Source organism: Abyssisolibacter fermentans (assembly GCF_001559865.1).
GTDB classification, from domain to species: domain Bacteria; phylum Bacillota; class Clostridia; order Tissierellales; family MCWD3; genus Abyssisolibacter; species Abyssisolibacter fermentans.
Map to the genome: position 1 here is coordinate 22,086 of NZ_LOHE01000036.1, position 24,289 is coordinate 46,374.

At 26.6% G+C, this 24,289-nt stretch carries 20 protein-coding genes and 1 other annotated feature; of the genes, 4 read left to right on the forward strand and 16 right to left on the reverse strand.

Annotated features, from left to right (window positions below; all coding sequences use genetic code 11):
- Positions 1-27: 27 nt before the first annotated feature.
- A complete protein-coding gene (locus tag AYC61_RS03470; protein WP_066496948.1) occupies positions 28-723 on the reverse strand; it encodes a DUF975 family protein in 696 nt (231 codons plus the stop codon).
- A gap of 957 nt (positions 724-1,680) precedes the next feature.
- Between AYC61_RS03470 and AYC61_RS03475 the strand changes: the two genes are divergently transcribed.
- Positions 1,681-2,631 carry a tyrosine recombinase XerC gene (locus tag AYC61_RS03475; RefSeq protein WP_066496950.1) on the forward strand — a complete coding sequence of 317 codons (951 nt, stop codon included), beginning with the start codon at positions 1,681-1,683 and terminating at the stop codon, positions 2,629-2,631.
- Between the two features lie 181 nt (positions 2,632-2,812).
- Here the strand turns inward: AYC61_RS03475 and yneA are convergent, their stop codons facing one another.
- Positions 2,813-3,124, reverse strand: coding sequence for a cell division suppressor protein YneA (gene yneA / locus AYC61_RS03480; RefSeq protein ID WP_066496954.1), 312 nt, complete (start codon positions 3,122-3,124; stop codon positions 2,813-2,815).
- A 179-nt stretch (positions 3,125-3,303) separates the two neighbouring features.
- On the opposite strand from yneA, the gene lexA reads away from it, so the two are divergent.
- On the forward strand, positions 3,304-3,921 hold the full coding sequence (gene lexA, locus AYC61_RS03485) for a transcriptional repressor LexA (protein WP_066496956.1): 618 nt from the start codon (positions 3,304-3,306) through the stop codon (positions 3,919-3,921).
- A 45-nt stretch (positions 3,922-3,966) separates the two neighbouring features.
- On the opposite strand, the gene AYC61_RS03490 is transcribed toward lexA, so the two are convergent.
- The 13 genes from AYC61_RS03490 to lysS form a co-directional block, all read right to left on the reverse strand.
- Positions 3,967-5,274 (reverse strand): methionine gamma-lyase family protein, encoded by a 1,308-nt coding sequence (locus AYC61_RS03490; RefSeq protein ID WP_066496961.1) that lies wholly within the window; start codon positions 5,272-5,274, stop codon positions 3,967-3,969.
- Positions 5,275-5,297: 23 nt separating this feature from the next.
- Positions 5,298-5,537, reverse strand: a complete 240-nt coding sequence (gene hfq / locus AYC61_RS03495) for an RNA chaperone Hfq (RefSeq protein WP_066496965.1) — start codon at positions 5,535-5,537, stop codon at positions 5,298-5,300.
- A gap of 27 nt (positions 5,538-5,564) precedes the next feature.
- Positions 5,565-6,506 carry a tRNA (adenosine(37)-N6)-dimethylallyltransferase MiaA gene (gene miaA / locus AYC61_RS03500; protein WP_066496967.1) on the reverse strand — a complete coding sequence of 314 codons (942 nt, stop codon included), beginning with the start codon at positions 6,504-6,506 and terminating at the stop codon, positions 5,565-5,567.
- Positions 6,507-6,517: 11 nt separating this feature from the next.
- The gene (gene mutL / locus AYC61_RS03505) at positions 6,518-8,422 is read right to left on the reverse strand and encodes a DNA mismatch repair endonuclease MutL (protein ID WP_066496969.1); all 1,905 of its coding nucleotides are present in this window, start codon (positions 8,420-8,422) and stop codon (positions 6,518-6,520) included.
- A gap of 9 nt (positions 8,423-8,431) precedes the next feature.
- Complete coding sequence (gene mutS, locus AYC61_RS03510) at positions 8,432-11,077, reverse strand: DNA mismatch repair protein MutS (protein WP_202906794.1); 2,646 nt, start codon at positions 11,075-11,077, stop codon at positions 8,432-8,434.
- 21 nt (positions 11,078-11,098) lie between these two features.
- Complete coding sequence (miaB, locus tag AYC61_RS03515; protein ID WP_066496970.1) at positions 11,099-12,532, reverse strand: tRNA (N6-isopentenyl adenosine(37)-C2)-methylthiotransferase MiaB; 1,434 nt, start codon at positions 12,530-12,532, stop codon at positions 11,099-11,101.
- 216 nt (positions 12,533-12,748) lie between these two features.
- Positions 12,749-13,123 carry a hypothetical protein gene (locus tag AYC61_RS03520; RefSeq protein ID WP_066496972.1) on the reverse strand — a complete coding sequence of 125 codons (375 nt, stop codon included), beginning with the start codon at positions 13,121-13,123 and terminating at the stop codon, positions 12,749-12,751.
- A gap of 27 nt (positions 13,124-13,150) precedes the next feature.
- Entirely contained in the window at positions 13,151-14,401 is a 1,251-nt protein-coding gene (locus AYC61_RS03525; RefSeq protein WP_066496974.1) for a S41 family peptidase, read from the reverse strand.
- Positions 14,402-14,573: 172 nt separating this feature from the next.
- Positions 14,574-15,833: a S41 family peptidase gene (locus tag AYC61_RS03530; RefSeq protein WP_066496977.1), complete on the reverse strand. Its 1,260-nt coding sequence runs from the start codon at positions 15,831-15,833 to the stop codon at positions 14,574-14,576.
- Between the two features lie 119 nt (positions 15,834-15,952).
- Positions 15,953-16,789, reverse strand: coding sequence for a non-homologous end-joining DNA ligase (gene ligD, locus AYC61_RS03535; RefSeq protein ID WP_066496980.1), 837 nt, complete (start codon positions 16,787-16,789; stop codon positions 15,953-15,955).
- Positions 16,786-17,721 (reverse strand): ATP-dependent DNA ligase, encoded by a 936-nt coding sequence (locus AYC61_RS03540; RefSeq protein WP_066496986.1) that lies wholly within the window; start codon positions 17,719-17,721, stop codon positions 16,786-16,788. The genes ligD and AYC61_RS03540 overlap by 4 nt, the downstream gene beginning before the upstream one ends.
- Positions 17,722-17,724: 3 nt before the next feature.
- On the reverse strand, positions 17,725-18,555 hold the full coding sequence (gene ku / locus AYC61_RS03545; RefSeq protein WP_066496989.1) for a non-homologous end joining protein Ku: 831 nt from the start codon (positions 18,553-18,555) through the stop codon (positions 17,725-17,727).
- Positions 18,556-18,663: 108 nt separating this feature from the next.
- Entirely contained in the window at positions 18,664-20,169 is a 1,506-nt protein-coding gene (gene lysS / locus AYC61_RS03550) for a lysine--tRNA ligase (protein WP_066496991.1), read from the reverse strand.
- Positions 20,170-20,270: 101 nt separating this feature from the next.
- Positions 20,271-20,530, reverse strand: a binding site (T-box leader).
- A gap of 255 nt (positions 20,531-20,785) precedes the next feature.
- Between lysS and AYC61_RS03555 the strand changes: the two genes are divergently transcribed.
- Both AYC61_RS03555 and AYC61_RS03560 read left to right on the forward strand, forming a co-directional pair.
- Entirely contained in the window at positions 20,786-21,154 is a 369-nt protein-coding gene (locus tag AYC61_RS03555; RefSeq protein ID WP_066496993.1) for a hypothetical protein, read from the forward strand.
- Positions 21,155-21,536: 382 nt separating this feature from the next.
- Complete coding sequence (locus tag AYC61_RS03560) at positions 21,537-22,727, forward strand: pyridoxal phosphate-dependent aminotransferase (protein ID WP_066496996.1); 1,191 nt, start codon at positions 21,537-21,539, stop codon at positions 22,725-22,727.
- An 80-nt stretch (positions 22,728-22,807) separates the two neighbouring features.
- Here AYC61_RS03560 and pdxR read toward each other — a convergent pair whose 3' ends face one another.
- Positions 22,808-24,253: a MocR-like pyridoxine biosynthesis transcription factor PdxR gene (pdxR, locus tag AYC61_RS03565; protein WP_066496997.1), complete on the reverse strand. Its 1,446-nt coding sequence runs from the start codon at positions 24,251-24,253 to the stop codon at positions 22,808-22,810.
- Between the last annotated feature and the right edge of the window lie 36 nt (positions 24,254-24,289).

The following is a 24,289-nucleotide window of genomic DNA, read 5'->3' on the forward strand; positions in this document are numbered from 1 at the left end:
TAATTTTACTCTTTTACTTGAATAATATTATTTTTCTAGTGAAATATCATTTACTGTAGGTGTAAGATTAAGTTCTTCGTATGTACAATATTTATTAATCAATGCATTTCCTCGCAATTTTAGATATAATTGTGCTTTTGTTTCGTAGTAATATGGTAATACAAATAGGTTTCCTATAACCACAACAGCACCTAATAAAAACCAACCTATAAATGAAAGATCTAATACAAATATTTTACCTTTGTATCCTGCTGTCATTTTCTTACTTAACTCTATAGCGCGTTTTGTTCCTATATTAGGGTTATCAGCCAAAATAAATGGAACCATACTATAAGCATAGAATTTAATTATACCTGGAATTACTAAAAGTAATGACCACAAGAAAAAGAGTATATATCTATATAACTGTGTAATTAAAACCTTAAAGTAACTTGAACTGTTTTTGAAAGCATAGAATACATTTGAAGTTTCAAAATCGTTGTCATTAGATTTAATAAAAAATTTAAATGCACCTACTTCTAATTGATTATAAAGAAATACACTAACAATAATTCCTGAAAAATAGCTTAATACATAGTGATTTAAAACGAAAGTTTTTGATAGATTAGGTATAGCAACTAAAAAACTTGGTATGAGACATATTAAAATTACTGCAAATCCTTTCCAATAACATTGCTTTAAAACTTTCTTAGCATTACTTTTGAGCTCAGCTCTACTAAACATATTGTTATCCCCCTTTTATTTTATTTATTATTCTATATAAATAATAACACCAAAAACAATATATAGCAATAATGAAAGTATATAATAAATATATATAAAATATAATAAATATAGAAAACAACAGTATTATAGTATAAAATGAGAATTTATACTTTTCATAAAAATCTATAAGTCTTTAATCTGATTATTAATTTATAATGAACAGCAGAAATTATAGAAAACAATTAGTTTATTTACCAACTATAAATTCTTATGTAAATTTGTTCTATGATTTAGAACTGAAATCTGTATATTAATAATATACTAATGATATAGCAGGAATAAAAAAATAAATAGAATTATTATATATATTAGATTGCAGGTTTACATAATATAATTATAGTAAACAAATTAGTATTATGTAATAAATATAAATAATAAGTTGAGTTCGTTAAAATAAGATAAAAAAATGTATAAATTACAGCGTGAAATAGAAACGATAGAAATAATTAAATAAAAGTCTATTCAATAGAGATAAAACAAAATGATTACAAACACGTGTGTAAAAATATGTTATAGTGAAAAGAATAGATTTACTATAAATAAAACTATATTTGTATAATATATTAATAGGTTGAATAAAGTTAAATTATGACATTTTATAACTATAAAAATATCAAGACAACTTAAAGCTGAACTAATAATAAAACAAGTAAACATAATATATTTATGGTAAATCATTAATAATGTTATAAATATATGAACATACTGAGTGCAAAAGTAACATGTTTTAGTTTTAATTATGTGTTAAAGGTATAATTAGCAGTTATATTAATAAAAAATAGATGATTTCTAAATAAAATACTAAAAAAAGAAGGAAAAAGAGTGTTATTTATAGAAATTATATATATAAGTTTTGTCACAAAATACAAATTTTGCGACAAAACTTGTATAAAAACTAAGGAGGAAGTTAAATTTATGAATACACCAATGATTTTAGACGATTTTTTCGATTATCTCTATGCTATCAAAGGTAAATCTGAAAATACTGTTAAAGAATATAGTTATGATTTAAGAACATTTTTTAGGTTTTTAAAGATTAGATACAGATTAGTTTCAAAAGATACTCCATTTGATGAAATAGATATTTCGGATATAGACATTGATTTAATCAAAAAGGTTAAGATACAAGACCTTATTTCTTATATATCTTATACAGACAGAACTATGAATAATAAGAACGTTACAAAAGCTAGAAAAGTCGCTAGTATAAGATCTTTCTTTAAATATTTACATAATGTTGTTAATTTAATAGATCAAAACCCTGCTATTAATTTAGAAACACCTAAAAAAGAACAACGTCACCCTGTTTTTTTGACATTAGATGAGTCATTGAAGCTTCTTGACTCTATTGAAGGAAGAAATAAAGTCAGAGATTATGCGATTTTAACTTTATTTTTAAATTGTGGACTTAGATTATCAGAACTATCAAGTATAGATATTGATAAGATTAAAGAAGATACTTTATCTGTAGTTGGTAAAGGAAATAAAGAAAGAACTATATACTTGAATGAAGCATGTCTGGTCGCTATCAACAAATATATAAAAGTTCGCCCTAAGAAAGATTTAAAAGATGAAAAAGCACTATTTCTAAGTAATAGAAAAAATAGAATTAGTCCAAGAGCTATTCAACATCTTGTTAAGAAATATATATTAAATGCCGGATTAGATTCAAAAAAATATTCAACACATAAACTTAGACATACAGCTGCTACATTAATGTACAAACATGGAAATGTTGATATTAGAGCTTTGCAACAAATTTTAGGACATGCTAGTGTTGCTACTACTCAAATATATACACATTTAGATGATGATAGATTAAGAAAAGCTGTTAATAGTAATCCCCTTTCTAAGAAAATTAAATAGAAAAGTTAAAGTTTCTAAATTAGTATTCGAAAAGTTAACCATAAAAATATTATGTTAACAAAAGCAATTGATAACAAACAAATGTTCTTATAATGAATTATTTAGAAACAAAATGAATCATATTCCCTATCTTGGGTATGATTCATTTTGTTTAGGTGTATATGCTAAATAAGATGTATTATTATTCTATAGGAGGTAATTTGAGTTCTTCCCCTATTTGAATGGCTGCAGTTTTTTTGTGATTCGTTTTCTGTATTTCATATATTATTTTTCTTTTATCTATGTCATTATCGTAGTATTTAGATGCTATAGACCATAAAGTTTCCCCTTTTATTACTGTTATAGTTTTAAAGTTATCTTCAATTTTACCATAAGCAGAATCTGATTTAATGATATTACTTATTGTAAAAATTATTAATAAAAATACTATTGTTAAAAAAATTGTGAATCTTACTGGATTAGCAACAATTAATCTCTTTTTTCTGACATACATGTTAAACACACCTTTCCAACAATCATTTTACGAACATGAGTTCCTTTCTCCGTTTGATTATATTATAATAGAACAAGCGTTCTGTGTCAAGTTTATTTCGAACATTTGTTTGATATGCAATATAAATTGTGGTATAATGTATAAAAAGAGGATTATATCCTAGTAAGAGGTGTATATATATGTATGAGGATTTATCAGAAAAGCAATTAAAAATACTTAAATTTATTCAAAATGAGCTTAAAACTAAAGGCTATCCCCCATCAGTTAGAGAAATATGTAAAGCAGTACAGTTAAAGTCAACATCTACTGTACATGGACATTTATCAAGATTAGAGAAAAAAGGATACATAAAAAGAGATCCTACTAAGCCTAGAGCTATTGAGATTTTAGATAATATGACTTATATTCATACACAAAAAGAAATTATAGAAGTTCCTATTGTAGGAAAGGTAACAGCAGGACTACCTTTGCTAGCAGTTGAAAATATAGAAGATACTTTTCCATTGCCAATGGATTTTATAGGTAATGATAATACCTTTATATTAAACGTTAAAGGTGAAAGCATGATAGATGCTGGAATAATGGATGGTGACCAAGTAATAGTTAATAGTCAAAGACATGCAGTAAATGGTGAAATTGTGGTTGCTCTTATAGATGATGAAGCTACTGTGAAGAGATTTTATAAAGAAGATGATTTTATCCGATTACAACCAGAGAATAAATTAATGGATCCTATTATCGTTAAGGACGTGTATATTTTAGGAAAAGTTATTGGATTGTTTAGAAAAATAAAGTAAGCTATGATTATGTAGCTTACTTTATTTTTTAAAATATTTTAACTTCTATATATTAAGCTTATTTTTATCTATTAGCTTATTTTTTAATAAATTATTTAAACCTTTCATAATTCCTAATTTACAATGTTCATATGTTAATCCGCCTTGTAAATAAACCCAATAAGGAGTTCGCATTGGTGCATCAGCACTTAATTCAATTGACGAGCCTTGTATAAAAGCACCTGCTGCCATAATAACAGGTTCAGAATAACCCGGCATGTCCCATGGTAATGGCAATACAAATGAATCAACAGGTGAAGCAGATTGAATACCTTGACAGAATTTAACGACTTTTTCAGGATCATTAAATTCTATAGCTTGGATTATATCACTTCTTTTATCATTAACAGCTGGTAAAACATTAAATCCTAAAGAGTCAAAGACACCTGCTGATAAAATAGCACCTTTTAAAGCTTCGCTTACAACGTGTGGAGCTAAAAATAAACCTTGTAAAGTTAATCTTGATGTTCCGTAAGTTAAACCACAATCCTTTCCTATTCCAGGTGCAGTTAATCTGTTAGAAATAGCTTCGATTAAATCTTTTTTACCTACTACATATCCGCCTGCAAGGGCTAAACCTCCCCCAGGATTTTTAATTAATGATCCAGCAATTATGTCTGCACCAACATCTGTTGGTTCTATGGTTTCAACAAATTCTCCATAACAGTTATCAACCATGACTATTATATCTTTCTTTTTTTCTTTTATTGCTTTTATAGCTTCTTTCATATTATCTATCTCAACAGCTTTTCTATCACTATAGCCTGTTGATCGTTGTATTAAAATTAATTTAGTTATATCTGTAATTGCTTCAATAGTTGCATTTATATCTATTTTGTTATTCTCTATTAAATTTACTTGATTATATGTTATATTGTATTCTTTTAGAGAACCTTTCATATTACCTTTAATACCAATTACTTTTTGCATAGTATCATAAGGTAAACCGGTTATAGATAACATTTCATCATTTGGTCTTAAAATTCCACCTAATGTAAGGGATAATGCATGAGTGCCTGAAGCAATGTTAGCACGTACTAAAGCATCTTGTGCATTAAATACTTTTGCATATATTTCTTCAACTTTGTCTCTTCCCTCATCATCATAACCATATCCAGTAGTCCAATTAAAATGAGTAGCTGCTAAATTTGCATCTTGAAAAGCACTCAAAACCTTAAATTGATTGTATTCTTTTGTTGCATTAATTTTATCGTGTAAATGCTTTAAGTCTTTTTCGATATTTAATACATAATCTATTATAGAGTTATCAATATCAAATTGTTTACATAATATATTTCTAGTTAACGAGTTCAAGTCATCACCTTCATGCTTTTAGTTTAATTATTATGATCTTGTTTGTTCATAAAAGATACTTTACTGCTAGGATTTATAGTAGATATAGCATGTTTATATACTAAATGTTGTTTACCATCACTTTCTAATACTATTGTATAGCTATCAAATCCTTTAACATAACCTTTTAATTGATAACCATTGACTAAAAAAATTGATATCTGAATTGCTTCCTTTCTAACTTTGTTTAAAAACACATCTTGTAAATTAATACTGTTTTTCAATTAAATCCCCTCCATAAAATTCTTTGTTTATAATAAATTTTCATTAATGCTATAAGCGATATAATCTACAATATCTTTTTTGCTTATATAGTCATCAACATTTACCCAATTAATTCGTTCATCTCTTCTAAACCAAGTTAATTGGCGTTTGGCAAATCTTCTTGTATCTCTTTTTAAAATTTCTATAGCTTCATCTAAGCTATATTTTCCTTCGAGATAAGCAATTATTTCTTTATAACCAAGACCCTGTAATGCAGTAGAGTTTTTATTATATCCTTTATTTAATAATTCTTTTACTTCATCAATAAGTCCTTCTTTAATCATCATATCAACTCTTATATTAATTCTATCATATAATTTTTTTCTGTCCATATTTAAAGCAAAATATGCGATATTATAATTATTATTATATTTACGAAAGTTTTTATAATAAGCTGACATTGGTTTACCAGTTTCATGATATATTTCTAAAGCTCTTATTATCCTCTTTGTATCATTAATATGTATTCTTTGAGCAGATAAAGGATCTATTTGAGCTAACTTTTCGTGAATAAATTCATTTCCCTTTTCTTCAGCTTCGCAGGCATACTTTTTTCTCAAGTCATTATTGCATATAGCCTTTGAAAAATCTAGCTCATATACTAATGAATTAATGTATAAACCGGTACCTCCTACAATCATAGGAAGTTTATTTTTTGATAAAATTAGGTTCATATATTCTTCTGATTTTTCTTTGAATTTAGATACATTAAAATCTTCATCAGGAGTTATTTCATCAATCATATAATGTTTTATTCCCTGTTTTTCATCTTCTTTAACTTTAGCCGTTCCTATATCCATGTATTTATAGATTTGCATTGAATCACCAGAAATAATTTCAGCATTGACCTTTTTTGCCACATCTATTGAAATACTTGTTTTACCTACAGCGGTTGGTCCAACTAATATAATAATTGGTTTTTTTGTCATATAATCATCCTTTATTGAATCCTTTTAAATTTTTTTTCTAATTCATGTTTAGACAGCTTAACTATTGTAGGTCTGCCGTGCGGACATGTATATGGATTTTCAAGCATTTGTAATTGTTTAAATAAACTTTCTATTTCTATTTCTTTTAAATTGTCGCCACCTTTTACTGCTGTAGTACATGCTAATTTCATTATATATTTTAATCTATAATCTTGTGGTTTTTTAGAAATATCCTTTAAGTGATCTAATATTTCAATAAAAAATTTTTTTAAACCTTTTATATTTAATAGTGCTGGAACACTTCTTAATAATATACTATTGTTTCCAAAGTCCTCAATTTCAAAACCTAGTTTGTCTAAAATGCTTTTATTTTCATTAATAGTTAACAATTCATGATTGGTCATATCTATAGTTATAGGTGTTATCAATTCTTGTTTTAATATTTCATTTTTTTCGTGTTGATTATAAATTTTTTCGTACATAACTCTTTCATGAGCAGCATGCTGATCAATCATATATAATTCTTCGGTTATTTTATCAGCAGCTATAATATATGTTGAAAACAAAGTACAGATGTATCTTAACTCAGGAAAATTGTGTTTTGTATCTTCTGATTCAATAACTGTATCTGGTTCTATCGGTTTATCTATTTGTATTTGAGTTTCTTTTTCTATAATCATTGGTTCTTTTTTAATATAACTTACAGGGTTATTTACTTTGCTTGTTAATTTGTTGTTATCTTGGTTATATATTGTTATTTGTTCACTTTTATACTTGCTTTCTTTTGAATTATCTTTAACATAGTCTTTTTTAAAAGAACTTTTTATATAGTTATTAGGTTTTATATTACTAATCAAATCTAAATATTCAATTTTTTTATCATATTTTTTATCAGAAGTTGTTTTTGTTTCGTTTGTATGAATTAAATCTTTTTTAAAGAGAGTATCTTTAATAACTTTTTTCAAAATATTGTATATATGGTTATCATCATCAAATCGTATTTCTGATTTACTTGGATGTATATTTACATCAATACTACTAGGCTCAACTTCTATAAACAAAAACACTATAGGAAAATTGTTTATTGTTATAAGTGTTTTATAAGCGTCTTGGACAGCTTTTGACAAGATATCGCTTTGAATACACCTACCATTTACATAAAAAAATTGATGTTTTCTATTACCTCTGGATAACTCTGGTTTTGAAATATATCCATGTATTTTAATATCATCATTATAAGCTACATTAATTAACGATTGAATATAGCTTTTACCATAAAGTGAATATATACATGATAGCAAATCACCTTTACCAGAAGTTTTAAAAATTAATTTGCCATCTCTTATATATTTAAAAGATATTCTAGGGTAAGATAAAGCTAGTTTAAATATAATTTCACTAACATAACTACTTTCTGTTGTATCACTTTTGAGGAATTTTTTTCTTACTGGAACGTTAAAAAATAGATTCCGCACAATAAATGTAGTTCCCTTAGGGCATCCTACATCTGTTTTATCAATAATTTTACCGCCTGTAACATTTAGTTGCATACCATAGTTAGCTTCAAGTGTTTTAGTTATTACCTCAACTTGTGATACAGCTGTTATACTAGATAGTGCTTCTCCTCTAAAGCCTAATGTATGGATATTACTTAAATCATCAGAATTAATGATTTTGCTTGTTGTATGTCTAAGGAAAGCAATATCTAAATCATCTGTACTTATACCGTTTCCGTTGTCAGTAATTCTTATATATTGTTTACCACCGTTTTTAATTTCTATCACAATTGAGTCAGACTTAGCATCTATTGAGTTTTCTACTAATTCCTTTATTACTGAAGCGGGTCTTTCTATAACTTCACCGGCTGCTATTTTATTTATCGTAGTTTCATCTAAAAAATTAATAATACCTTTCATATATATCACCTACAATTTTTTTGATTCTTCAACTAAAGAGTATAAAATATTTAAAGCGTCAAGAGGTGTAGTTTTAGCTATATCTATTGAATTAAGTTTTTTTATAATATTTTCACCTTTATTATTAAAAAAGCTGATTTGTTCTACCTGTTTGCTTGAACTACCTGTTTCAATTTTCTTTTTTTCAATTTGACTGCATATAGTTGCGGCTGCTTCATTATTTAAATCTCTTTTTTCTAAGTCAAATAATATATTTTTAGCTCTATTTATAACACTATCAGGAATACCAGCAAGCTTTGCAACCTCTATACCATAGCTTTTATCAGCCTCTCCCCTATCTATTTTTCTTAAAAATATTATACTGTCATTTTGTTCTTTTACAAGAATCTTATAGTTTTTAATGCCATTTAGTTTACCTTCGAGCTCAGTTAATTCATGATAATGTGTTGCAAACAAGGTCTTTGCACCTAATAAGTTGTTATTACTTATATATTCTACAACAGCCCAAGCTATGCTTAAACCATCATAAGTACTTGTTCCTCTTCCAATTTCATCAAGAATAATCAAACTATTTTTAGTTGCATTATTTAAAATATTAGCTACTTCACTCATTTCTACCATAAAAGTACTCTGACCTTCTGCTAAATTATCTGATGCTCCTACCCTTGTAAATATCCTATCAACTATAGCAATATTAGCTTCATCTGCTGGAACAAAACTTCCTACTTGAGCCATCAGAGATATTAAAGCTACTTGCCTCATATAAGTTGACTTACCAGCCATATTTGGTCCTGTAATTATAATCATTCTGCTGTCATCATTATTTAAGTATGTGTCATTTGGTACAAACATATCATCTTTTAATACTTTTTCTACAACAGGATGTTTTCCATTCTTTATATCTATAATGCCTTCTGTATTTATTGTAGGCTTGATATAGTTGTTCCTATATGCAATATGAGATAAAGAACAAATAGCATCTAATTGAGATATTATACCAGCAGATTTTTGTATTCTTTTAATATTGTTTTTGATACTATCTTTAATAGAATTAAAAATTTCTAATTCTAATTTGATATATTTATCTTCAGCTCCTAAAATCTTAGATTCCATTTCTTTAAGTTCAGGTGTAATGTATCTTTCAGCGTTTGATAAAGTTTGTTTCCTAATATAGTTATCAGGTGCAAATTTAATATTTGATTTAGTTATTTCTATATAGTAACCAAAAACTTTATTATAACCTACCTTTAAAGATTTAATAGATGTTCTTTTACGTTCATTTTCTTGTAGATTAGATATCCACTGCTTACCTTCTAAAGCGGCCATTTTAATTTGTGCAAGTTCTTTACTATACTCTTCTCTTATCATTCCCCCATCCTTTGTTGATAGTGGTGGGTCTTGTACTATTGCATTTTCTATTAAAGCATGTACATCTTTTAAATCATCTAAAGAAGATTCTAGTTCTTGCAAATACTTATTGTCAGTATCATATAGCATTCTTTTCATAGATGGTATAACACCAATTGATTTTTTTAGTGATATTAGATCTCTTGCATTGCAGTTTCCATATACTATTTTAGATATTAGTCTTTCCATATCATATATATCTTTTAATAGAGTACGAACATCATCTAATAAGAAAATATTATTAACTAAATACTCAACAGAATCTAATCTTTTTTCTATGATATTTTTTTGTAAAAGAGGCTCTTCAATCCATTTTTTTAATAGTCTACCGCCCATTGCTGTTTTTGTATTATCTAGTACCCATAGAAGAGAACCTTGTTTATTTTTATTTCTCATTGTTTCCGTCAGTTCTAGATTTCGTCTAGTACTAATATCCATCAACATGTAGTTACTGTTTGAATAGTAAGTAATATTGTTTATGTGATTCAAGCTTATTTTCTGAGTATCGTTTAAGTAAGAAATCAATGCTCCACTAGCTATTATTGCCCCATTTCTTTCTTTTAGCCCAAAACCATCTACACTTGCTATATTAAACTGTTTCTTGATTACATCTATAGAATTATTTAACTCATACATATAATCTTCATACTTATTTATATAAGTATGGAATTTAGTTGATAATAAAGCTGTTAAATTTTCGTTATTCAAGAGTTCTTCATTGCAAATAATTTCAGTTGGTTGTATTTTTGCTAATTCATCTATTATTAAAGTTTCTATATTCTCATTTATATCAGTTGTGTAAAATTGTCCCGTTGTAACATCTACATATGATATACCTGCTGTATTATTTTTAGTATAGAGGCAGCAAAGATAATTGTTCTTTTTATCTTCTAATGATTTAGAATTCGTTACAGTTCCAGGTGTTATTACCCTTATTACATCTCTTTTTACAATCCCTTTTGCTAGTGCGGGGTCTTCAACTTGCTCACATATAGCAACTTTATAGCCATTTTCTATTAGTTTTTGAATATAACTTTCTGCTGCATGAAAAGGAACACCACACATTGGAGCCTTTTCATTTTGTCCGCAATTACGACCAGTTAATGCTATCTCTAATACTTTTGAAGATATAATTGCATCGTCAAAAAACATTTCATAAAAATCGCCTAATCTGAAAAAGAGAATAGAATCCTTGTGCTTATCTTTAATTTCTTTGTATTGTTGCATCATTGGTGTTAGTTTACTCAATATAAATTCCTCCTAAAAACATTAATCCCTATTGACCATTTCTCCTTCTAAAAACCATGTTTTAGCTTTAGTAATTTTTACATTAACTAAACTGCCAATAAGTTCTTTAGGTGCTTTAAAATGTACCAATTTAAAGGTCTTAGTTCGTCCGCTTAACATAGATTCATCATTTTTACTAATTCCCTCTACTAGTATTTCATGGGTTTGGCCTATCATATTTTTATTGATTTCATTACTAATAGGGTTCATTATTTCTAATAATCTATCAAATCTTTTGTGTTTAACATCATTTGGTATTTGATCTTTCATTTCAGCAGCTGGTGTACCTTTTCTTACTGAATATAAGAAAGTAAATGCTGAATCAAATCTAACTTTTTTTACTACATCCAAAGTATCTTCAAAATCTTCTTCGGTTTCACCAGGGAATCCTACTATTATATCTGTTGTTAAAGCAATATTAGGAATAGCTGTTTTAAGTTTTTTTACTAGTTCTAAATACTGCTCTTTAGTATATTTTCTATTCATTCTCTTGAGTATTTTACTACTACCTGATTGGAAAGGTAGATGTAAATGTTCTACGACTTTATCGCAATTTTTCATTGCGTCTATTAGTTCATCAGATAAATCTTTTGGATGAGAAGTCATAAATCTTATACGTTCTATACCCTCTACTTCATTTATCATATACAATAACTGTGCGAAAGATATTTTATTTTCTAATGATTTACCGTAAGAGTTAACATTTTGACCTAGCAAAGTGATCTCTTTACATCCTTGCTTAGCTAATTTAATAACTTCAGAAAGTATATCTTCTGGTAATCTGCTTTTTTCTCTACCTCTTGTGTAAGGTACTATACAATAAGAACAGAAATTATTACAGCCCTTCATTATGTTAATAAAAGCTTTAAAGCTATATTTTCTTTCAGATGGCATCCCCTCAATTGGGTCTCCTCCATCTTCCCACACATCAATTATTCTTTTAGAAGTTTGTAATAGATTATCCAACATTTCAGGCAACTTGTAGTAGTTATGAGTACCAAAAACTAAATCTACATGTCTGTATTTTTTTGTAATATATTCTTTTACTTCTTCTTTTTGAGGCATACATCCACAAACGGCTATAATTAGCTCAGGGTTATTTTTTTTCAGATGCTTAAGTTCTCCTAGTTTTCCATATACTTTTAGTTCAGCATTTTCTCTAATTAGGCATGTGTTAAAAATAATTAAGTCAGCTGTATTCATATCATGGGTTACTTCATATCCTATATCATTTAACATTCCTGCCATTCTTTCAGAATCATGTTCATTCATTTGGCAACCATAAGTTAAAATCATATAGTTCTTTCTATTACCCGATATACTATAATGTGCTTCATTTCTTTCTTTCATTCTATCCATATAAACTTTTTGTTTATCATATTCATTATGTGGGATATCTTTTGTTATTTTGCTCATTATCTATTCTCCTATCATTATCATTTATAATATTATTGCTTATAGTGAAATATTTATGTAAAGGCTGATTAAAACACTAGCATCAGCTACACTAAACGTGATTAACTCTTCTATAATTATAACATTTTTACAAACAACAACAAAGTAAATTTTGATAAATCATAAGATAGCTTAATTATAAAAGGACAAGAATTTAATTCTAGTCCTCATAATTAATCATTCATCCATTTTAACAGCTATATAATACTTTCCTTGATATTCTATAGCAATCATTTTTTTTACTCTTTTACCTTTTAGAGAGTATATATTACTTCCTTTTTCAAACATACTAGCAGTGTTATTTGTTGTAGGTACATCAACTACATTTTCTATTTCACCTATTTTTTCATCAAGTTGTTCTTTAGTTGCAGAAATGTATTTTATATCTTCTACAGAGTAAAGCGTATCTTGCCACATAATAGTAGGAGTATAATCGATAGCACCTTCTTCTTTTATTTCTTCTTTTATTTTTTCGGTTTCATTACTACAACCTACTGCTCCAATTATAATAATGGCTAACATACAAATTAATATTTTATTTTTTAATGACATGAATTATTCTCCTTTCAATATTTATTATTAATTATTAGGAGTATAATTATTACAAGTTTCAAGAATTATATCATATAATTTATCCATGTCATCATTATACATATTTATACCTTTATAATCATTTATTACATCCGAAAGCATTATATGTGGAGTTATTAAGCTTTCATTATTTTTATTTGGTATTATCCCTGGAACAGTTGCAACTTTTAAAACATAATTAGAGTTTATACTTGTTTTTGGATTATTATATAATGTTGAGTTATTTCCAACAGTTTCACCAATTAAAATACCAACATCATTATACTTGATTAATCCTGCAAAAATACAACCGCCACTATAAGTATAATTTGATGTTAAAACAATTATATTTCCTTTATATAAATTTTCATCATATTTTTGATTATTGTTAACTAATACATTATCAAGGCTATAATAAGATTCAATTGGTAAATATTTAAAAAATTCATCTATAAAACGAAGATATCCACCTGAACATTTTGAAATATCAATAATGATGTTATTAATTTTGTTAGTATTAACTTCTTCAAAAAAATTAGAAAGCATTTCTATATTTTTCATAGAATCTACCATGTATTTCATTTTTAGAACCGCATAATTTTCATTTATATCATAATTATTATTTAATGGTTTATACTTTTTATTGAAATCTACATTCAATGAAATATTTAATGTTTTAATCTCATTATTTTTCTTTTTAACTTGTATTTCAGTATTATTAGGGTTTAAATTTAAATATTTAAAATAAACGTCTGTAAATAAAAAACTTGGAAGTCTACTATTTAAATAATAAATATTATCTGCAGTTAAATATTTAGACATTTCTTTTATGATTTCGTCTATTTTCATATCTCCTATTTGAATAATTTCATCTCCTTTTTCTAATAGAGGATATGTTTTACTTTCTTCCAATATATAAAATCTATTATCATAACATGTAACACGAAAATCGGGTACTTTATATTTGATTTCCTTATCATATACCTTAGAATGTGCATCATTTAATGTAGCAACCATCATAGAAACTGCCTTAAATATATCTTTTTTAGAATAGTTTTCTTTATATATGTCATTGAAAACATCTTTTTTTGCATTTATAAATTCTTCAGTACATTTAGGATGGTTGTCCATAATAAAGTTCTTATAAACATCTAATTCTTTAGTATAATTACGATAGTCGTTTATAAAATATATTAAAAGTGCTAGGATAAAACCGATGGTAAAAACTAAACAATGTTTTTTTGAAACTTTTATTTTCATAATTCCCTCCTATAAATAATGTTTTTATAGTTTATATTTAATATGAATAACATTTAATAGAATATAAAGCTAATTTTAACATCATTCTATTATAATATAGGAAGTTCCTTTAAAAATAAAAAATATTAATTTATATTAACAATTTTGAAAATATATAAGGTATTATGTAACATTAATTATTATTTAAATTATAATTTTTGAAAGCTTCTAAAACTATATCATATAATGTATCCATATCATCATGGTACATATCTAAGCCCTTATAATCATTTATTACATCTGAAAGCATTATATGTGGAGTTACTAAGTTTTCATTATTTTTATTTGGGATTTGAAATAAGTCAGTTGAAACACTAAGCGAATAATCTGTATTATTAATATTCATAGATTTTGGATTGCCATAAGAATTTGCATTTCCTCCCAATGTTTCGCCAATTAATATACCTAGGTTATTATATTTAAAAACTCCAGCAAATCCTGAAGCTGCACTATATGATTTATTTGATACTAAAACGATAATTTTGCCATTATATAAATTATTAATACCTTTATGATTATTACGTATTTTATAACCATCATAATTATAGTATTCTTTTATTGTTATATATTTAAGGAATTCATTTATTATATATGAATTTCCGCCAGAGCAACTAGATATATCAACAATTATAGTGTTTATTTTATTTAAATTGATATTATAAAAAAAACAAGATAATATTCTTAAATTATTGCTGTTATATAGCATATTATTTATTTTTAATACTGCATAATCTTTTTCTATTTTGTAGCTATTTTTGAAGGTGTAATCATTTAAAGGACAATAATCTATATTTAAATTTATATCTACTGCTTCTATTTCATTGTTATTTTTTTTAATAGTTATTTTGGTGTTTTTTCCTAAATTTAAATAATCAAAATAAACGTCCGTAAATAATAATTGTTGAATCCGATAATTCAAAAAATAAATATTATCCGCTGATATATATTTTGTCATATTTTTGATTATTTCGGCTGTTTTCATGCTTCCTATCTGAATTATTTCATCACCTTTTTCTAACAGAGGATATGTTTTGCTTGGTTTACTAATATATATTTTGTTATTATAGCATGAAATTTTAAAATCAACTGATTTATACTTCTTTTCTAAGTCATTAAGCGAAGTATGTCCATCATCTATTCTTGCTAAAAGCATAGAAATTGTTTTTGCAATATCTTTATCGAAATAACTTTTTAAGTATATTTCATCAAAAACCTTTTTATTTGCATCCCAAAATTCTTCAGTACATTTTGGATGGTTGTCCATAATAAAGTTCTTATAAACATCTAATTCCTTAGTATAGTTATGATAGTCGTTTATGAAAAATATTAAAGCTATTAGGATTATGCTAATACTTAAAATTAGATAAATCTTTTTTAAAACTTTTATTTTCATTGTTATCCCCTTTAATATTTGGTATTTTTATAATAAATAATATTAAATAGAAATTTATTATACTTATAACAAATTCTATTATATACGATATGAATCCTTTTTTAATTATTAACTTTTTCTTAATAACTCATTTCTTTTAAAATAAAATCCAAATTCTGAACATTACTGTACATATTACAAAACACATCTCCTACTTTTTCAATTCTATTTATTATATTATGCAAATTAAAATCATGTATATCAATTCCACTTTCTAGTTCTTGCCATAAAACAGGTGTTGCTATTAGTCCATCTTTTACTGCTCGTGGGGAGTATGGTGTTATTATTGTTTTTCCTTTCCACATCTGTAGATAATCAAAGTACAATTTTTTATTTCTGTTTTTTACCAATCTCTCTATTGTTATTTTATCTTTGTATTTTTGTGAAAAATATATGCCGAAGAATTCATTTATTTTCCTTGCTTCTTCATATGAATACTTTCCGCCAACAGGTATGTATATTTGTATTCCAGTTGCTCCAGATGTTTTTGCATAGCTTTTTATATTAAGACTTAATAATGTTTCATGTATTAATAGAGCGACCTCTACTACTTGTGTGAAGGTTTGTCCTTTTGAAGGGTCCAAATCGAATATTAAGCTACATGGATTATTAGGCTTATCTTTTGTATTGAAGCTTGTATGAAATTCTAATGCTGCCTGATTGCCCATCCACATTAGGATATCTATATTGTCTAAGGAATGCTCTACCCAGTCTGGAGCGTAGTTTGGAAGATTCTTCTGATAGAAGCTTTTCTCTTCTACTCCATCAGGATATCTTATTACGGTCAAATCTCTGTTTTTAGCATATTTTAAAATGTATGACGATAGCTTATATAGTATTGTGATATAATCAATTTTTCTTATATTTAGTTTTGACCACATTATTTTATTAGGGTTAGTTATATCTATGTTTCTCATATGCTGTATTCCTTTCCTGTAGCTTTTTGTGCATTTATATCGCTAAATCCAATTATTTGAGGATGTCTTAATTTACCGCTGTTAGTCCATTCAAAGAACTCAATCCAACATGTTAATATGGGTTTAATAAACACGTTAGTCTTGCTGTCTTTTAGATTAATAAAAGGATTCTTATCGATTTTTAATAATTCTAAATTTTGTTTCAAAGTGTATAGATCATTTTGCGAAAGTCCCAAGGAAGCGTTACCTATGTATATAAGCCCATTATCTTTAAAAATTCCAAGTAGTAGTGACTTTATTGAATTATTTTCGATGCTTACACCACTTACTACTGCTAAAATTTTCTTTTTTACTTTAATTTTGTACCAATAATTATGTTTTTTTAGAGGTACATATGGACTGTTTTTTTTCTTTGATACTATCCCTTCAAAGCCATATTCCTTAACTTTATCAAAAAGCAGCTTTCCATCATCATAATAATCACTATAAAAAAAATTATTGTTAATACTGATACTATCTTTTAGAATATTCTTTCTTTCAATTAGAGGAAAGTTTAATAAATCTTTGTCATTATAATTCAGAATATCAAACATAACATAAGTTAATGGATATTTTGATATGTTTTGTTTTATTTTTTTTTCTGATTTGCTTCTGGATCTTATTAATACATCATGAAATGAATGACTTTTTTCGTTCCAAACGGTTAATTCGCCATCAATTATTGCTGAATTACCTTTAAAGATTTTTTTAAAGCCTTTTATTTCAGGAAAGCTTGCTAGACATTCATTACCTTTTTTAGAGTATAATTTAAAATTAATTTTATCATAGTATAAAATGCCTCTTATTCCATCAAATTTTATTTCATGTATCCATTCAGTACCTTTTGGAATAGCTGTAGCTTTAATAGGTTCCATAGGTGCAATGTTTTTCATTAATTAGCTTGCTCCTTTTGTTTTTTTAGCAGTAACTTTCTTTGTTTTTTTCTTAGTCTCTTTTTTCTTATCTTTTAAGCTGGCTTGTAGTGCAGACATTAAATCTACAACATTATGAGCAGTAGGTTTTGGTGCTGTTTTAATAGTTTCAGCTCCTTGTATCTTATTTTCTATAATTTCTTGTAATGCTTCTCTATAATCATCTTTATAGTTTTCAGGTTTAAACTCTGTAGTTAATTGCTTAATTAGTTGCTTGGCTATATCTAATTCTTTTTCATTGACATCTGTATTCTCAGGAAGATTAGGTATATTATTAATAGCTCTAACTTCATCAGGGTAGAATATTGTTTCTAGAACTAAGGTGTTTTTATATACTCTGAGTGCCGCTAGTGATTGTTTGTTTCTAATTGTTATTTTTGCTAAGGCTATCTTACCTGTATCATTCATAGCTTTTCTTAGTAAATTATAAGCTTTGCCCCCCGTTTGTTGTGGTGATAAATAATAAGATTTATCATAATATATTGGGTCTATTTCACTAAGATTTACAAAATCTATTATGTCAATTGCCCTGTCTAAAACCTCAGCCTTAGCGGATTCAAAATCTTCTTCATTCATTATTACAAAATGTCCTTTTTCATACTCGAAGCCTCTAATAATTTCATCTTCCTTTATTTCTCGACCACATGTTTCACAATATTTTTTATACTTAACAGGAGTATGACATTCTTTATGTAAATATCTAAAGCGTATATCTTTATTTTCAGTAGCTGTAAACATTTTGATAGGAATATTGACTAATCCAAAGCTTATAGAACCTTTCCACATAGTATGCATGAAAATTCTCCTTTCAATTAGTTATTTGATTTAATAGTATAATTTCCTATGTGCAAAAAAAAATACTTTCTTTTAGTAAACTAAAAGAAAGTAAATAAAAATTTTGATTTATCTTTTAACTAATGGAAAAGCTATAACGTCTTTTATTGAATAAGTATTTGTCAAGAACATTATCATCCTATCTATGCCTATACCAAGTCCACCGGCTGGTGGCATTCCAATATCTAAAGCTTTTGCAAATTCTTCATCCATTGGACTTGCTGTTTCAAATCCTGCTCTTAATTTTTTAGCTTGATCATTTAGAAGTATTCTCTGAGCTAATGGATCATTTAATTCAGAATAAGCATTCCCTAGTTCAACTCCATATGCATATGGTTCAAATCGTTCTATTAATTCATTATTTTGCCTATGGGTTTTGCATAATGGGGATGAATCTTTCGGAAAATCGATAACAAAAGTTGGTTGAATTAATCCATCTACACAATTATCATCAAACAAAGACATAATTAAATCGCTTTTAGATAATTCTTCTAAAGATAATTCTTCATTTATTGATATATTTTTTTCTTTAATTATTTTAACTATTTCTTTTTTAGATAAATTTTCTATAGATATATCTAAATTCTCCTTTATTAAATCACACATACTTGCTCTTCTCCATGGCACTTTAAAATCAATACTTATGCCATTATATGATATTTTAGTACTACCAAGTACTTTAGTGAATACATATTCATATAATTGTTCCATTAAAGCCATCATGTCATTATAGTCAGCATAAGCCATGTAACATTCAAAAAGCGTAAATTCAGGATAGTGAGTTCTATCTATACCCTCATTCCTGAATGATCTTGAAAAGGAATATACTCTTTCAAGTCCTCCAACCATTAATCTTTTTAGATATAGTTCGGGTGATATATTCATAAATACTTCACAATTTAAAGCATTTACATATGTTGAAAAAGGTTTTGCCTCTCCTCCACCATATTTTGTATCTAAAATAGGTGTATCAATCTCAATGAAGCCTTTATTATTTAAATATTCTCTGATTGCTGACATTGCTTTTGCTCTATTGATAAATCTCTTTTTTACTTCTTTATTCATTATCATATCAAGGCTGCGATGTCTTTGCTTAAGATCACTATCTTGCAAGCCATGATATTTTTCAGGAAGAGGTCTTATTGATTTGCTTAATAGTGTTACTTTAAAAGCTCTTAATGTTATTTCATCGGTTTTTGTCTTAAATACATTTCCTTCAACTCCTATTATGTCCCCTATATCAAATAATTTAATAATATTGTACAACTCTAAACCCAAGTTTTTCTTATTAAAATAAACTTGTATATCTCCTTCTTGGTCTCTTAAATTTGCAAAACAAGAACTGCCCATATTACGTAGTAACATTATTCTTCCCGCTATAGAAAAACTATCATTTTCTTTTATATTGTTAAAGTCATTTATTATATCTATAGAATGTGATGTCTTTTTGTAACTGTAAGGATATAAAGATGTATTAAGATCTTTTAATTTTTGTGATTTTTTTATTCTTTCAACTATCATTTCATTTGCATCAGGTATTATTTCTTTCAAATTATTTAAATCATCATATTTCATAGTGATACCACCTTTCTAAAATAGTATTATTAGTAATAAAACAATGAAACTCATATTTTGTTCCATGCTCAATAAAAAAACTCTCACCTCCAAGACATAGTCTTGGGGACGAGAGTATATGCTTCGTGGTACCACCCCAGTTTGCAAATATGTCACCATATTTGCCTCTTCAAGTACGGCAAACTGTTTATATGCGATACTTTATCTCTATAACGGGAGCTCCCGTTGCATGTTACTCTATATAGAGCTAGTGCAAAGCTCAGAGGCTTTTTTCAAAAGAAAATTCTTTACTCCATTCTCAGCAATACGGAGTTTTCTGTAAAAGAATATATCAATTTACTCTTCTCTTCATAGCCTGTAATATTTATATTTAATTGATTATATACTAATATTTACTAAATGTCAATAGTATATCTGATAAAGTTTTAAAAGATAAATTTATTACTAAAATTAATTTCAGAATACTTTTTGTTTATTATCATTAGAAGCAAACATTAACTTTTTTATAAAATAGAAAGGTTCAAGGTAATAAATATAAGCATGGATAATTTATACATTTACAAATTTATATGTTATAATTATTATAATACAAATAAATTGATATGGAGAGAATAAAATGAAGAGGTATTTGAAAATATTTTCATTTGGTTTAATTGAACTATTTTCTTATATATTTTTGAGAGACCAAATGAAATATATAGGATTAAGTAATTTTTTTGTATTTTGGACTTTAATTTCATTAACTTTACCCATATATATTTTTTTTATCAAATCTACACCATTATATAATAGAGCAGTAATGCATTATCAAAATGTTAATTTAGTAAAAAATCCTGAAGATGTGGCACATAGCGTAGGTATAGTAAATACATTTTCAAAAGCAATAAAAATTAAACAAATAATAGTTAATAAAAAAGTATATATAATATTTCTAATCTATTTTTTTATTAACGGTATAGCATATTTAATAACATTAAGAGCTTAGTTGTATTCACATCTTTTTTTACAAGAAGAACTATATTTTATAATACATTGTTGTATCAAAATCTTCTCTACCAGCGAAAATTTTCTAACGGTCAACTTTTACGCTAAAAATTTTGAAGAGATGTTCATGAAAAGTGATGTATAAAGTAGTAGAATATTAACTTAATTATAATTTTATATAAAAAAGGAAACTATAAAATTAATCATATAATTATTTAAAATAACTTAATAAATACAAAACTATCAGTAATAAGCTAAAATACTATAACCGTGTTTTAATTAAATAGTTTTTTTTCATTTGTGATAAATTGTGTTTATTTTTAACAAAGTATATGTTATCATATTAATGAAAGATTAACAATTATTGTTAAGGAGGGGATTTAATGAAATTTTCAAACAGAATTACTTCCATGCAACAATCTCCAATTAGAAAGTTAGTACCTATTGCAGTGGAAGCCAAAAATAATGGAAAGAAGGTTTACCATCTTAATATAGGTCAGCCCGATATTAAAACTCCATCTTCTTTTTTTGAATCTATAAAGGACTTTAACGAAGATGTTCTTGCTTATAGTTTTTCACAAGGACTTCCTCAGTTAATTGATAGTTTTATAAAGTATTATGCTAAATATAATATTAGATTTGAACAAGATGAGATTTTAATAACAAATGGTGGAAGTGAAGCATTATTGTTTGCTATGATGTCTTTATGTGACAATGGAGATGAAATACTTGTTCCAGAACCTTTTTACACTAATTACAATGGATTTGGTACTATGGCAGGTATTAAGGTAGTTCCTATAACTACTAAAGCCGAAGAAGGATTCCATTTACCCCCAAGGCAAGAAATACAGAAGTTAATCACACCAAAAACTAAAGCAATATTAATATCTAATCCTGGTAATCCTACTGGCTGTATTTATACTATTAAGGAAATGGAAATGCTCAGAGATCTTGCTAAGGAAAACGATTTCTTCATTATTTCAGATGAAGTATACAGAGAATTCGTATATGATGGGTTTGAATATATGAGTTTTGCTGAGTTTGAAGATATTGCTGATAGAGTTATTATAACTGACAGTGTATCTAAGCGTTACAGTGCATGTGGAGCTAGAATTGGTTCTGTTGCAAGTAAAAACAAAGATTTAATCAAACAAATACTTAAGCTTTGTCAAAGTAGATTATGTGTTGCTACAGTTGAACAAATTGGAGCTGCTAGTTTAGTAGATGTTCCAGACGATTATTTTAAAGAAGTAGTTGAAGAATACAAGATGAGAAGAGATATTGTTTACAATGCTCTTAATAAAATGGAAGGTGTAAATTGTAAAAAACCTCATGGAGCGTTTTATATAATAGCACAACTTCCAGTTGAAAATGCTGAAGACTTTGTTGTATGGTTATTAAAAGAATTTGATGTTAATAATGAAACTGTAATGTTAGCACCTGCTGAAGGCTTTTATGCATCTAAAGGTCTTGGTAAAAATGAAGTTAGAATGTCATATGTATTGAATCAAGATTCTTTAAAGAGAGCTATGCATATATTAGAGGAAGGATTAAAAGCATATAATAATAGATAAAAATTTTGACCTTGGTATAAAATTTAACCAAGGTCTTTTTATTTTGATATAAAATCTTTTTCTAAAATGATTTTATAATTCTAAAAAAACGATAAAGAAGTATCATTGTTAATGTATTGATTATTTGGATTTTGTAAAAAGTCACTAATAATCTTAGAAAGTTTTGCTATCCCCTCTTCTATTAGATTTTCACTAATTGAAGCTATACTTAATCTAAAATTATTACTGTCTTGTTTATTAACATAGAAATTAGAACCTGAAACAATTGAAATATCGTTATTTATACATAAATCATGTAGTTTTATTGAAGAAAAACCTTCAGGCAGTGCAAACCAAAATCCTAAGCCTCCATATGGTATATTGTATTGTATTTCTTTTGGCATATATTTTTTTAGAGATTTAATCATTGTATTATATCGCAAGCTATATATTTCATTCATATTTTGTATGTGCTTTTCCCATAATCCTTTTCTCAAATATAAGTCAAAGCATCTTTGTATCAAAGCTGATGTTGAAATATCTGAAGTTTGCTTAGCTGTTAATACATCAGAATATATTTTAAGAGGAATTATTGTAAAACCTAATCTTAATCCAGGCATTAAAGTCTTTGAAAAACTCTTAATATATATAACTCGATTATTTGTGTCCATAGATTTAATTGGTAGTATATTATTATCATTATAGTTAATTTCTCTTACATAATCATCCTCTACTATATATGTATCATATTTCTTGGCAAGATCAATTAATTGTTTCCTTTTTTGAATACTATAAGAAATTCCAGTAGGGTTTTGAAAATTTGGCATGACATAAATAAATTGAGGTTTAAAATTTAAAAGCTTATTTTCTAAAGTACGCATATCTAGCCCGTCATTTTCCAAATTTATATCAATAATTTTAGCACCCCTTGATTTAAAGGCTGCTATAGCACCTCCGTAAGTAGGTGATTCACAAAAAACTATATCTCCATAATTCACTAAAGCTTTAGAAATAATATCTATGCCTTGTTGAGCTCCAGAAACTATATGTATATTATCTATATCAGTGAATATTTTTGATTTATATAAAAATTTCTTAATTGATATTCTCAAACTTTCAAATCCTTGAGAATGTTGGTAAATAAAAGCGCCGCCTTTGTCTCTATTTAATACGCTATTTATAACAACTTTAAAATCTTCTACTGGAAACAAATCTGAAGTTGGTGTAGTACTGGCAAAATTATATACGATTGGTTTATAATTTTGTAGTTTTGAACTATCATATTCCTTGTCTAACATATGGTTATCTTTTATAAAAGTACCACTACCTACCTTTTTGTATACAAAATCATTTTCTTCTAATAGTTTATAAGCGTTTACTATTGTTACATTATTAACTTCTAATTCAGATGCTAGTTTTCTGATTGGTGGCAGCTTTGAATGAGGCTTTAGTGTATTTTCTAAAATCATTTTTCTTATTTGATTATATAATTGAACATATAAAGCTTTTCCAGTATTTTTTTCAAGTTTGATATTTAATTTGTCCATAAAACGCCTCCTGCTAAATGTATAGAAATAATGTAT